This window comes from Paenibacillus sp. FSL L8-0158, assembly GCF_038592965.1.
GTDB lineage: Bacteria > Bacillota > Bacilli > Paenibacillales > Paenibacillaceae > Paenibacillus > Paenibacillus polymyxa_D.
This window is the reverse complement of record NZ_CP151949.1, coordinates 4311444-4324454: the sequence shown is the minus strand read 5'-3', so window position 1 is coordinate 4324454 and position 13011 is coordinate 4311444. Positions and strand designations below refer to the sequence as shown.

At 48.6% G+C, this 13011-nt stretch carries 10 protein-coding genes and 1 riboswitch; of the genes, 7 read left to right on the top strand and 3 right to left on the bottom strand.

Going from position 1 to position 13011, the window contains the following annotated elements; all coding sequences use genetic code 11:
• The first annotated feature begins 102 nt into the window (after nt 1–102).
• On the top strand, nt 103–378 hold the full coding sequence (locus NSQ68_RS18985; protein WP_013372579.1) for an HPr family phosphocarrier protein: 276 nt from the start codon (nt 103–105) through the stop codon (nt 376–378).
• Nucleotides 371–2083: a phosphoenolpyruvate--protein phosphotransferase gene (gene ptsP / locus NSQ68_RS18980; RefSeq protein ID WP_342426879.1), complete on the top strand. Its 1713-nt coding sequence runs from the start codon at nt 371–373 to the stop codon at nt 2081–2083. The genes NSQ68_RS18985 and ptsP overlap by 8 nt, the downstream gene beginning before the upstream one ends.
• 119 nt (nt 2084–2202) lie before the next feature.
• Here the strand turns inward: ptsP and gcvPB are convergent, their stop codons facing one another.
• The 3 genes from gcvPB to gcvT all read right to left on the bottom strand — a co-directional run bounded on the left by gcvPB (nt 2203) and on the right by gcvT (nt 6280).
• Nucleotides 2203–3699 carry an aminomethyl-transferring glycine dehydrogenase subunit GcvPB gene (gene gcvPB / locus NSQ68_RS18975; protein ID WP_342426878.1) on the bottom strand — a complete coding sequence of 499 codons (1497 nt, stop codon included), beginning with the start codon at nt 3697–3699 and terminating at the stop codon, nt 2203–2205.
• Nucleotides 3696–5051, bottom strand: a complete 1356-nt coding sequence (gcvPA, locus tag NSQ68_RS18970) for an aminomethyl-transferring glycine dehydrogenase subunit GcvPA (RefSeq protein ID WP_342426877.1) — start codon at nt 5049–5051, stop codon at nt 3696–3698. Before gcvPA ends, gcvPB begins: the two co-directional genes overlap by 4 nt.
• A gap of 128 nt (nt 5052–5179) precedes the next feature.
• Nucleotides 5180–6280: a glycine cleavage system aminomethyltransferase GcvT gene (gene gcvT, locus NSQ68_RS18965; protein ID WP_342426876.1), complete on the bottom strand. Its 1101-nt coding sequence runs from the start codon at nt 6278–6280 to the stop codon at nt 5180–5182.
• A 176-nt stretch (nt 6281–6456) separates the two neighbouring features.
• Nucleotides 6457–6648, bottom strand: a riboswitch (glycine riboswitch).
• A 300-nt stretch (nt 6649–6948) separates the two neighbouring features.
• Here gcvT and gcvH point away from each other — a divergent pair.
• The 5 genes from gcvH (at nt 6949) to NSQ68_RS18940 (ending at nt 12979) form a co-directional block, all read left to right on the top strand.
• Entirely contained in the window at nt 6949–7341 is a 393-nt protein-coding gene (gene gcvH / locus NSQ68_RS18960; RefSeq protein WP_307347705.1) for a glycine cleavage system protein GcvH, read from the top strand.
• 426 nt (nt 7342–7767) lie between these two features.
• A complete protein-coding gene (locus NSQ68_RS18955; RefSeq protein WP_342426875.1) occupies nt 7768–9246 on the top strand; it encodes a PTS mannitol transporter subunit IICB in 1479 nt (492 codons plus the stop codon).
• A gap of 81 nt (nt 9247–9327) precedes the next feature.
• A complete protein-coding gene (locus NSQ68_RS18950) occupies nt 9328–11406 on the top strand; it encodes a BglG family transcription antiterminator (RefSeq protein WP_342426874.1) in 2079 nt (692 codons plus the stop codon).
• On the top strand, nt 11403–11837 hold the full coding sequence (locus NSQ68_RS18945) for a PTS sugar transporter subunit IIA (protein ID WP_069290171.1): 435 nt from the start codon (nt 11403–11405) through the stop codon (nt 11835–11837). Before NSQ68_RS18950 ends, NSQ68_RS18945 begins: the two co-directional genes overlap by 4 nt.
• A complete protein-coding gene (locus NSQ68_RS18940; protein WP_342426873.1) occupies nt 11834–12979 on the top strand; it encodes a mannitol-1-phosphate 5-dehydrogenase in 1146 nt (381 codons plus the stop codon). The genes NSQ68_RS18945 and NSQ68_RS18940 overlap by 4 nt, the downstream gene beginning before the upstream one ends.
• Nucleotides 12980–13011: the final 32 nt, after the last annotated feature.

Here is a 13011-nt window from a genome sequence, read left to right as displayed (position 1 = left end):
TGTTTCGGATTAGTTGATTAGGCGGCTTAGACCGTCTGATCAATTATTCGGTATACTGCGTGTAAACAAATATTATCTTTAGGAAAGTGGGAGGAACAAATTATGCAAACAACTTTTAGAATTACGGATGAAGACGGTATCCATGCACGTCCTGCAACTGCGCTGGTAAATACAGCTAACAAATTCAGCGGTGCTGAATCTTTTGCCGAAGCTAACGGTAAAAAAGTAACTTTGAAATCCATTCTGGGTGTATTGTCTCTGGGTCTGGAACAAGGCGATACTATTAACATTATCTGCGAAGGCGCTGAAGCTGCCGAAGCACTGAAAGCTCTTGAAAATGTAATCGTCAACGAAGGGCTGGGCGAAGTTCATGCTTAAAATTTCCGGGATTGCCGCTTCGGCAGGCATAGCCATTGCCCGGGCGTTTATCTTGGAGCATCCGAATTACGCTGTAGAGAGACGCGCGGTTGGTGATGTTGAAGCTGAAATCGCAAGATTGGATGCGGCTTTGGCACAATCTCAAACCGAATTGGAATCGATTAAGGAGAAAACGCTTAAGGAGCTGGGAGAGAAAAAAGCAGAAATTTTTGCATCTCACCTGCTCATCCTGAATGATCCTGAATTGATCGATCCGGTTAAAGCTAAAATCAGAGACGAGCAGCTTAATGCTGACTATGCTTTGAATGAAGTAGCTACACAGTTCATTTCCATGTTTGAAAACATGAAAAGTGCTTATTTGCAAGAACGCGCATCGGACATGCGTGATGTAACCAAGCGGATCCTGAATCACCTGCTTGGTGTTCATTTTGTTAGTCCTGCAGAAATTGCCGAAGAAACGATTGTGCTTGCAGAAGATTTGACACCTTCCGACACAGCTCAGCTGAACCGTGAATTTGTTAAAGGTTTTGCAACGAACATCGGCGGACGTACTTCGCATTCAGCTATTATGGCTCGCTCACTTGAAATTCCTGCAGTTGTGGGAACGAAAAATATATTGTCTCAAGCTAAAAGCGGTGATTTGATTATCGTTGATGGTTTGGATGGTCACGTATTCGTGAACCCTACCGAAGAGATTGTTGCAGAATACCGTGCTAAACAAGTGGCATACGACAAGCAACGCGAAGAGTGGCGTAAGCTGCGCGGCGAAGCTACGGTTTCTGTCGATGGTGTCCATGTCGAACTGGCAGCCAATATTGGTACGCCTAATGATGTAGCTGGTGTTCTGGACAACGGTGGTGAAGGCGTTGGCTTGTACCGTACAGAGTTCTTGTACATGGGTCGCGATAAGCTTCCATCCGAAGAAGTACAGTATACGGCGTACAAAACCGTTCTGGAAAGAATGGAAGGTAAACCGGTTGTAGTCCGCACTTTGGACATCGGTGGCGACAAAGAACTTCCTTATCTGGACCTGCCGAAAGAAATGAATCCGTTCCTCGGATTCCGTGCTATTCGTCTGTGTCTGGATCGCGAGGATATTTTCCGTACTCAATTGCGTGCTTTGTTGCGTGCGAGTGTGCATGGTAACCTGCGCATCATGTTCCCAATGATTGCTACGCTGAACGAATTCCGTGAAGCTAAAGCTGTTTTGTTGGAAGAAAAGGAAAAGTTGGTAGCCGAGGGTGTATCCGTATCTGAAGAAATTCAGCTGGGCATCATGGTAGAAATTCCTTCTACAGCGGTATTGGCTGACCAATTCGCAAAAGAAGTAGATTTCTTCAGTATCGGTACAAACGATCTGATTCAATACACAATGGCAGCGGATCGCATGAACGAGCGGGTTTCTTACCTGTATCAACCATACAATCCATCCATTCTGCGTCTGGTGAAAATGGTTATTGATGCCGCTCACCGTGAAGGACGTTGGGTTGGTATGTGTGGCGAAATGGCAGGAGATACAACAGCAATTCCGTTGCTGCTGGGTCTGGGACTTGATGAGTTCAGTATGAGCGCAACTTCCATTCTGCCAGCACGTAGTCAAATTTCCAAGTTGTCCCGTGCGGATATGGAAAAACTGGCTACAAAAGCTCTGGACATGCAAACAGCAGAACAGGTTGTTGAATTGGTTCAAAGCATCGAAGGCTAAGGAAGGGTATTACAGTTCAAAGGTTATATCTTTTTCCAACAAAAAAATTGCTGTGTACATACAGCAGCCGGTATCTATTTAGATACCGGCTTTTTTGCATGCTTTAAGTAGAATTTGTTTTAACTGCATGAGCAATTCAGTACAGGTTTGCGGGCTGCGGTAGTTTCGTCCAATCGTGTGACTGGAGTAGTATAGGGTGCATTGAGCACCAGCTCAGGGTTCTCTTCTGCTTCCCGCGCAATATGAATCATAGTGTCGACAAAAGCATCAAGTGTTTCCTTACTTTCCGTTTCCGTGGGCTCGATCATAATGCACTCCTCTACATTCAGCGGGAAATAAATTGTAGGCGGATGGTAGCCGAAATCAAGCAGCCGTTTGGCTACATCAAGCGTGCGCACTCCAAATTTTTTCAAGCCTCGCCCCGACATTACGAATTCGTGTTTGCAATGTCCAGGATAGGGCAGGTCAAAATGTGGAGCGAGCCGATGCATCATGTAATTGGCATTAAGCACAGCGCATTCCGATACACGCTTTAAGCCATCAGGACCGTAGCTACGGATATAGGCATAGGCACGAACGAGAATACCGAAGTTGCCGTAAAAGGCTTTAACCCGTCCAATAGAATCTCCCTGTTCCCGGTCCCAGTGGTACACCCCCTGTGGATCCAGTACGACAAGCGGCTTGGGCAAATAAGGGATGAGCCGCTGCTTTACGCCGACAGGCCCAGCGCCGGGGCCACCGCCACCGTGCGGGGTACTCATCGTTTTGTGCAAATTGAGATGCACTACATCGAAGCCCATATCTCCAGGACGGGTAATCCCCATGATGGCGTTGGAGTTCGCTCCGTCATAGTAGAGTAGACCCCCCGCGTCATGCACGATGGCAGCAATGTCAGTGATTTGCTTCTCAAACAGCCCAAGTGTGTTCGGATTGGTCAGCATGAGTGCAGCGGTGTCGTTGCCTACGGCTTGACGTAGCGCATCCAGATCCACCAGCCCCTCAGGGGTGGAGGGAAGGGTTACTGTTTCGAAGCCCGCGACGGTTGCACTGGCGGGGTTCGTTCCGTGCGACGAATCCGGCACGAGCACCTTGGTACGTCGCTCACCACGTGCTTCGTGGTATGAGCGAATCATCATCAGCCCGGTCCATTCGCCGTGGGCGCCCGCGGCGGGCTGAAGCGTGACGGCATCCATGCCGGTTAGCGCAGCCAAATCTTTTTGGAGCGTATGCAGCAGTTCCATGGCACCCTGGATGCTCTCCTCGGGCTGATATGGATGGATTTTGGCGAAGCCTGTATATCGGGCGACATCCTCATTCACCTTCGGATTGTATTTCATCGTACAGGAGCCGAGCGGATAAAATCCGTTGTCCACGCCAAAATTGCGCCGGGACAAGGCGGTATAATGCCGAATAACGTCTACTTCGTATACCTCGGGTAATGCCGCAGGTTCGCTGCGCAGCGCATAGTCTGGCAAAAGCTCTGCCACCGGGCGACGGGGAACGTCGCACTCGGGAAGGGAATAGGCGATGCGACCCGGACGGCTCAATTCAAAAATGAGCGCTTGATCGTGTTCCTTCAACAGCCCTTGTTTCTGATCCTGTCCGGTGTGTGTCATAGCAATCCCCCCAAGGTGTGTACAAATTGGTCAATCTCTTCTTTGGTTCTTTGCTCCGTCACGGCAATCAACATGTGACCAGCAAGTTCATTATAGTCCTGGCCCAAATCGTAGCCAGCGATAAATCCAGCAGCTAGCAGCTCGGCCTGGAGTCTGCTAATATCTGTACCCTCAGGCAGTCTAAGGGCAAACTCGTTAAAGGTCGGTGTGTTAAACGAGGCAGTTACGCCCTTCAAGCTCTGCAATTGCTCTAAAGCATACCGGCTTTTATGCAAATTTAGCTCGGCTACTTCCTTGATCCCCTGTCTACCCATGACAGACAAGTATACAGATGCAGATAAAGCTAGCAACGCCTGATTGGAACAAATGTTAGAGGTGGCCTTTTCGCGGCGGATATGCTGTTCCCGCGCTTGCAAGGTCAGCACGAAACCGCGTTTACCATTGCGATCAGTGGTCTGACCCACAATACGGCCGGGGATACGGCGCATATGTGCCTGAGAAACGGCAAAGTATCCACAGGTCGGACCGCCGAGAGAAGAGGAGATGCCAAGTGGCTGCGCGTCTCCTACCACAATATCCGCGCCCTGTTTGCCGGGTGTCTCTAGCAAGCCAAGTGCCAGTGGGTTGGCACTGACGACCAAAAGACCTTTGTGTGCATGGATGAGGTCAGCCATCGGCTTCAGTTTTTCCACGGCTCCGAAAAAGTTGGGGCTTTGGACTAAAACAGCCGCGGTCTGTTCCGATACGGCCGCCGCTAACGCATCAGCATCCGTTACGCCGTCCGAACAGTCGATCTCCACGATGTCCAAATCCAATCCGCGTGCATAGGAAGCCAATACCTGACGTGCCTCTGGATGGACGGACCTTGATACGATAAGCTGTTTACGGCGGGTAGCTGCGGCGGACAGTGAGCCCGCTTCCGCCAGTGCAGTCGCTCCGTCGTACATGCTGGCATTAGCTACAGCCATGCCCGTCAATTCGCAAATATACGACTGAAACTCGAAAATGGCTTGTAGCTCGCCTTGGCTTACTTCCGGCTGATAGGGGGTGTAGGCTGTGTAGAATTCTGTGCGTGAAGTGATGTGCTGGATGACCGACGGAATATGATGATCATAAATTCCTGCGCCAAGGAAGCTGGCATGTGTGTCTGTATTGGCATTGTGTCCGGCCAGCTCGGCCAAGTGGCGGGTTAAGGCTTTCTCATCGAGTCGAGAAGAAAGAGGGAGTTCCCCTTGATATCGAATGGCCTCTGGAATGTCACTGAATAAGTCATCAATGGATGATACACCGACCACACGCAGCATTTCGGTTTGATCCTGTTCAGTCATAGGGAGATAACGATGCTGCTTCATAGGTTCCGGCTCCTTTCGAAAAGCAAAATTATAAATCCGTAAATGAGCTAATAAAAAAAGTATGAGATGAAAAACCCGGAGGTTCATATCTTACATGTTTGCTTTATAGAAATGAAAAGAGTTTAAGATCAGCGTGGGCGCTTATAAAAGGGTGCTGCCACCACCTCGGCACGCAGGCGTTTGCCACGAATCTCAACCTCCAACGGTGTGGAGAGGGTGCTAAAACGACTGTCCACCAAGGCGAGGCCCAGATTACGTTTCAAGGTGGGCGACTGAGTCCCCGTAGTGACCTCACCGATGTGTTGTCCTTCTGCGAATACTGGATAATGGGCGCGTGGGATGCCGCGATCCATCATTTCCAGCCCGATCAATTTGCGAGGAATCCCTTGTTCTTTCTGACGTTGCAGTGCTTCTCTACCGATAAAATCTCCTTTATTCAGCTTGACGAAGAAACCCAGACCGGCTTCGAGTGGTGAAATCGTGGCAGATAACTCCTGTCCGTACAGCGGCAACCGAGCCTCAAAGCGTAGTGTATCCCGGGCACCAAGTCCAGCGGGAATCAGCCCATACGACTCACCGGAACGAAGCAAACCCTCCCATACGGCGGGTGCTTCCGCAGCAGGTACATAAAATTCAAAACCGTCTTCGCCCGTATATCCGGTTCGTGAGACGAGTGCTTTTGCTCCGAACAATGGCACATTCTCATGAAAGCGGAAAGATGCCAGATTCGTAATATCTGCATCTGTCACGGCTGCGGCAATACGTGCTGCTTCCGGTCCTTGCAATGCCAGCAATGCTATCGCATCAGACACATTCTCCATGTGAACGGATGCAGGCACATGACGAAGTAACCAATCCCAATCCTTATCAATGTTAGAGGCGTTCACAACGAGCATGTAGCGCTCCGGTCCTTTGCAGTAAACAAGCAGGTCGTCTACTACACCTCCATCGGGGTAACACAGGAGTGAATATTGTGCCTGACCTGGTTCCAACTGGCTGACATCATTCGTGGTCACCCTTTGTAGAAAAGCCTCGGCCTCATTGCCTTCAACCAAAAACTCACCCATATGCGATACATCGAATAAACCCGCACGTTGCCGGACGGCCTCATGCTCCTTTTGAATGCCGCTAAACTGAACGGGGAGCTCCCAGCCGCCAAAGTCAATACATCGAACCCCAGAATGCGTCCCGTAGGATGAATATAGCGGTGTTTTTCGCAAATTAGTCATGTTTCCACTCCTATCCGGTGTGATCGGCTAAACAAAAAAGACAGGCCGAAAAAAACGTATAGACAGCAGTCTATACTCTTTTTTCAGCTCTGTCCTTGATACCAGAAAGTTACCCCGGTATGTACCGGGTTTCCTCTTGGGTGATCCGCTCCAATAGCGAATGCTCTCCAGAGATGCGTCCGGCAGAGGTCCTTTTGCCTGAGAGATTCACCTGCAATGCAGGTTTACTCCTTCGGCGCTACCTTCGGGATCTGCGGTATATTACCTGGCTTTGCAGATAACAACTTGATCCGATTCGCGTGCACAACTGTCTCACAAGCGGCAACAGCTATGCGAATCTTTTTGGCAGTCTCTCCCTCTGCGTTCATCCGCGTTTGCAGTTGTCGGGGTGTTTCCCAAAGTATTTGCTATAAACCATTAATACGCAAATTTATTCAAAATGTCAATAAAAATGTCATCAAAAACAATAAAAAAAACATTTAATATATAAATAGGATATGTAAGCGTTTGTTATAAGCTAACATATTTTTATGTAGTATGCTACTTGAGGTGATATGAAGTATTTTTGTTAGTATTATTGACATGAGTGTTCTTGTTGTCATAATCTTAACCTGTCTAATACAGGTGAGCAAAAGCGATTTTATTCATATGGAAGTGAGGGGAACAGAATGGGTGAAGTGAAGCAGCAACTTTGGTATACAGACGAACATGAGTGGGTTCAGCGGACAGAGAATAGAACGGTGCGGATTGGTATTACAGACTTTGCACAGCATCAACTGGGTGATATTGTTTTTGTAGAATTACCTGAGGTGGGAGTAACGATTGAGCAGGGAGCGGAGATCGGTACGATTGAATCGGTGAAGACGGTATCCGACCTTTTTGCTCCGGTGACGGGAACCATATTAAAAGTGAATGAAGTGCTGGAAAGTACGCCTGAGCTAGTGAATGAATCTCCTTATGACAAAGGCTGGATGATCGAAGTAGAGATGGATAATGAAGTGGAGGAAGCATTGGGCAAGCTACTGTCTGCGGATCAGTATGAGCAGTTGATTTCGGAGTAATAAATGGAGCAATGCAGCATGAAATAATAGCGTGTTATTCGGAATTTTATATTGATTTTTAATTGAATATGAGCATCGTTAGTTTGCTCGATTTTTGTATAAAATGGTCGCTATGATTTGACGTAGCGGCTATTTTTTTGTCTTTTTTTGCAAACGTAATTACGTGTTTTATTCTGATGTAGAGAGTTATCCCCATATAAGAATCATACATAATCCAGCACGGTTTTTCGACTAATTTCTATAGCTACAGGTCATATTAAGAAGAATTATGCAGGTATAATACCTTCCCGGATAATTTAAATTTAAATGTTGTCATCAACGTTCATGACGAAAGTACGTTTTCATTTCGTTGATGAAGATAGCGCTGTCATTTAGTATGAATTTTAAGAAAAGGTAGTGATGCTTACCTACAAGGAGGATTTGAATATGAGTACATTGGACGCAAAGCCAAGTTCAAAAGGAGGCACTCGTGTCGCCGTACAGCGTTTTGGCCGTTTTCTTAGCGGTATGGTTATGCCCAATATGGGAGCCTTTATTGCGTGGGGGTTGATTACGGCACTCTTTATTCCGACCGGATGGTTCCCGAACGAGGGTTTTGCACAGTTGGTTGACCCGATGAAAAATTATTTGTTGCCGCTTCTGATCGGTTATACAGGGGGCACGATGATTCACGGACAGCGTGGAGGTGTGATCGGTGCCATTATGACGATGGGTGTCATAGTAGGAGCCGATATCCCGATGTTCCTGGGCGCGATGGTAGCTGGTCCGCTGGCTGCGTGGATATTGAAGAAGTTCGACAAGGCCATTGAAGGCAAAGTCAGATCAGGCTTTGAAATGTTGGTCAATAATTTTTCGGCCGGGATTATCGGTGCCATTCTAGCACTACTTGCCCATGTGGCGATCGGCCCAGTTGTACAAATGATCAGTCAAGTGTTGTCGGCAGGGGTACAGTTCCTCGTGAACGCAGGGCTATTGCCGCTTGTCAACCTCATTATTGAGCCCGGAAAAGTATTATTTTTAAACAACGCGCTGAATCACGGAGTATTGAGTCCGATTGCGTTGGAGGAAGCTGCAAGAACAGGCAAATCCGTACTGTTCATGCTGGAATCCAACCCTGGGCCGGGCCTCGGTATTTTGCTGGCCTACTGTCTGTTCGGTAAAGGCTCTGCGAAGTCGTCAGCTCCTGGCGCAGTCATCATTCATTTTTTCGGCGGGATTCATGAAATTTATTTCCCTTATATTTTGATGAAGCCGATTCTGATTCTTGCAGCTATAGCTGGGGGTGTTGTGGGAACCTTCTGTTTCATGTTGACAGGTGCCGGACTAGTTGCTGCTCCTTCACCGGGCAGTATCATCGCCTATTTTCTAATGACGCCAAAAGGTGGATATTTGCCAATGCTGAGCGGGGTGATCGCTGCTGCGGTCGTATCCTTTGCTGTTGCTGCAGTATTACTCAAGACTGGTAAGCAACAAGAAGAGGGGCTGGAGGAAGCTGCATCTCGCCTGAAAGATATGAAAAATCAAAGCAAGAGTGCCAGTGCTAACGCCAATGTAATGGATGATAACGACGAGTCTGATCGTGCTGCCGAGATTGTCGCAGATCGAACATTCAAGGATAAATCCGAAGTGAACAAGATTGTCTTTTCCTGTGATGCAGGTATGGGTTCAAGCGCTATGGGCGCCTCGATTTTACGCAAAAAAATGAAGCAGGCGGGTGTAGGCGTGACAGTTACGAATACGGCAATCAGTGAAATTCCACAGGATGCGGATATTGTCATTACGCAAAAAACGTTGACAGACCGGGCTAAAACAGTAGCCCCGAATGCTGAGCACATTTCCATTGACAATTTTCTGAAGAGTCCTGAATACGAAGCGCTGGTTGAACGTCTGAAATCCGATTCTTAATCCCCGTCATAGTCAGGCGGACTGTATGCAGTGTACGTCTCCTGCTGGAGGGATGAGCTTGGGAAGGAACGGTATGCGCTTATGAATATTACGAAACGACAACGTGACATTGTGGAATATCTTCTGGAGCAGTCCAAAGAGGTTACAGCCGGGGAAATTGCCACGAAGATCAATGTCAGCACAAGGACGGTTCATCGGGAACTGGGCGCAGTCGAGCATTGGCTGGCAGCTCATGAGGTGAAGCTGGAGAAAAAGTCAGGGATTGGTATCTGTATAGATGCAGACCCAGCTCAGCTTGTATGCCTGCGAAAGCAATTGCTGCATACGAATCCAGACGAATATTCGGCTGAGGAGAGAAAGATCGTGGTTCTCTGCATGCTGCTGGATACACGGGAGCCGATCAAGCTGCTGGCGCTGGCTTCAGATCTGAAAGTCACGGTAACTACGGTCAGTCATGATCTGGACGAATTACAAGACTGGATCGGAGATCGAGGGCTCGTTCTTGTCCGCAGACGGGGATACGGTGTCGAAATTACCGGACGGGAGATAGACAAAAGACGGGCGATTTCCGAGCTGGCCCTCGAACATTTGGATGAATCCGATCTGTTTTCCAGCCAGGGAGAGGTTCGTTCTGTGACCCGTGTCTCCGACAAGTTGCTGGAGATGATTGGAAGAGGGAACCTGCTGATCGTGGAAAAGGCTCTCTGGCAGTCCGATGAAAAATGGCTGGAAAACATGGTGGAAAGCAAATATATGGAGCTGCTGATTCAAATTTGCCTTTCGCTCGCACGTCTACGACTCGGGTATGTTATGGATCCTCTTCTCTCCTATTTAAAAACAGATTCAGATGAAAATATCATGCTTCGCACAGCTATGGTGGAACGCATATGCACGGAGTTGTCAGAGGCGCTGGATATTGAATTTCCAGAGCCAGAACGATCTTATCTCAGGCTGCTGTTACGTGATGCCGAGGATCACTCCGCCCGGCTACTGCCGCTGGATGATCTCGTACTGTTGGAATCGGTTCATGAGTTGATTCGTCGTGTGGAGGAAGAGACAGGTACGCCATTGGAAGAGGACCGCGTTCTGCGTGAAGGACTGATTGCTCATATGGCCCCGGTGTTTAAACGCTTGAAGGAAGGCAGGTCGATTCGTAATCCCCTCCTTCAGCAAATCCGCAAGGATTACAGCAGCTTATTCGACTCAGTGAAAAAGGCTGCAGCGGACATGACAGAAATGAAAGTGCCAGATGAAGAAATCGGATTTCTCGTCATGCATTTCGGCGCTTCGCTGGAGCGACTACGACAATTGCGGCGGGAGGTGCGGGCCATCGTAGTCTGCACGAGCGGTATTGGATCATCCAGACTTCTGGCAACAAGGCTCGCCAAAGAGCTGCCACAAATCAAAATTGTGGATAGGGCTTCATGGTACGAGGCGGCCCGGCTTCCCAAGGAGGATTATGATCTGATCATTTCGACAGTAGAGCTACCGCTTGAACCGGATCGGTATCTTAAGATCAGTCCGTTGCTGACGCAGGAGGAGAGTGATCGCCTGCGTCAATTCATCCAGCGTATTACACTCAATCATCCCAATGACCATCAGCAGGAACAGGTCGTTCAGCCTGGTCAGGACATGGAGTGGCTTACTGGTCTGCGGAAGAGTCTTGAGGAAATTGTACACATTGTACAGCAATTTCAAGTGTATCCGCTGGAAAATCAGGGGATGGATATGGCGGCGACCGTAGAGGCTATATGCATGTTGGAGGCGGGGCGGGGGAATGTTACAGAGCCTTCTGCGGTTGCTGCACAACTCATGGAAAGAGAGCGCCAAGGTAGTCAGGTGATCTCTGATACCTCCATTGCTTTAGTTCATACGCGTAGCCACTATATTCGCAAGCCTTCGCTTACCTTGTATAAGCTGGCAGAGCCGCTGTTGGCGGATACAGGCGAACAGGTAGAATGTGTGTTGCTCATGTTGGGACCTCGTGAGTTGCCGAGAGAAAGCTTGGAGGTATTGAGCGAGATTAGTGCATTACTCTTGCAGGAAGACATGGTTACGCTACTGGAACACGGTAGCAGGGATCATATTGTCAATTATATATCGAGTGAGCTAGCTGAATTTTTCCACAGTAAATTAGGGACAGGGAGGAACCTACCGTGAGTATTATGACGATAGACAAAGTAAAAATGAATGCAACCGCCAAAGACAAATATGAGGCGATTCGTATGGCTGGACAAATCCTGCTGGATGCAGGACATATTTCAAGTGAGTACATTGACAAGATGCTGGAACGCGAGGAGATCGTGTCCACCTATATCGGGAACGGGCTGGCTATTCCACATGGCACCAAGGAATCCAAGACGCTTATTCAATCCACAGGCATTTCCATCGTTCAGTTTCCGCAAGGCGTAGATTTTGGGGAAGAAAAAGCATACATGGTAATCGGCATTGCAGCACAAGGCGGCGATCATATGGAGATTTTGACGAGTATTGCTGTGGTGTGTGCGGAGGAAGAAAACATGGATAAACTTCGCAACGCGGTGACCCCACAGGAAATTATAGATCTGTTCGAAAGTGAGATGGAGCTATGAGAGCCGTTCACTTTGGAGCAGGAAATATCGGTCGCGGCTTTATCGGATTAATTCTGTCGCGTGCAGGCTATGAGGTTACCTTTTCAGATGTCAACGACACCCTTGTATCCGAGTTACGCCGTCGTAAACAATACACCGTAGAGTTAGCCAATGATACAAAGGATACGGAGCTGGTCACGAATGTGACGGCAATTGACGGCAAGGATACAGCAGCTGTAGCCGATGCGGTAGACCATGCTGATCTGGTAACGACCGCAGTAGGTGTCAGCATCCTCAAGCACATTGCAGCAGGCATTGCGGAGGGCATCAAGCGGCGGATAGAGCGAGGAGCAAGGCCGCTGCATGTGATTGCCTGTGAAAATGCAATCGGAGGCAGTGCGCAACTGAAAGAGCATATTTTTGCGCTATTGGATGAGGCGACCTGTGCCAAGGCTGAGGCTGCGGTGTATTTTCCAAATGCTGCTGTAGACCGGATTGTGCCGATCCAGCAACACGAGGACCCGTTACATGTGCAGGTAGAGCCTTTTTACGAGTGGGTGGTGGATCGTTCGCAAATGGCACCTGAGCATGAAGAAATCGAAGGTATCCTGTACGTGCAGGATCTAGAGCCTTACATTGAACGAAAGCTATTCACGGTAAATACGGGGCATTGCGTGGCAGCCTATCTTGGTTATACCGCAGGTTATGCTACCATTCAGGAGGCCATGAAGGATAGCAAGGTGGTGGATTCGATACAAGGGTCACTGGAGGAAACGGGAGCGGTACTTGTGAAGCGCTTTGGTTTGGATCAAGAGGAGCATAGGAAGTACATCTCTAAAATTTTGGATCGCTTCCGCAACCCTAATCTAATAGACGATGTTACTCGGGTCGGACGTTCACCATTACGCAAGCTGTCTCCCAATGACCGTCTTGTACGTCCCGCGCTCCAAGCGCAGGAGTATGGCATTCCGACGGATCATCTGGCGTTAGGAATGGCTGCTGCCTGTAAATTTGATATTACGGAAGACCCCGAGGCAGTCGAGCTTCAGCAGGTGATCCGCAACGAAGGGCTGGGTGTGGCGCTGACGCGTTATACTTCCATAACCGCAGACCACCCGTTACATCGGCAGATATTGGAGCAATATGATATTATAAATTCATAAAACAACGAATTATTAACATTAGATTTCGATAA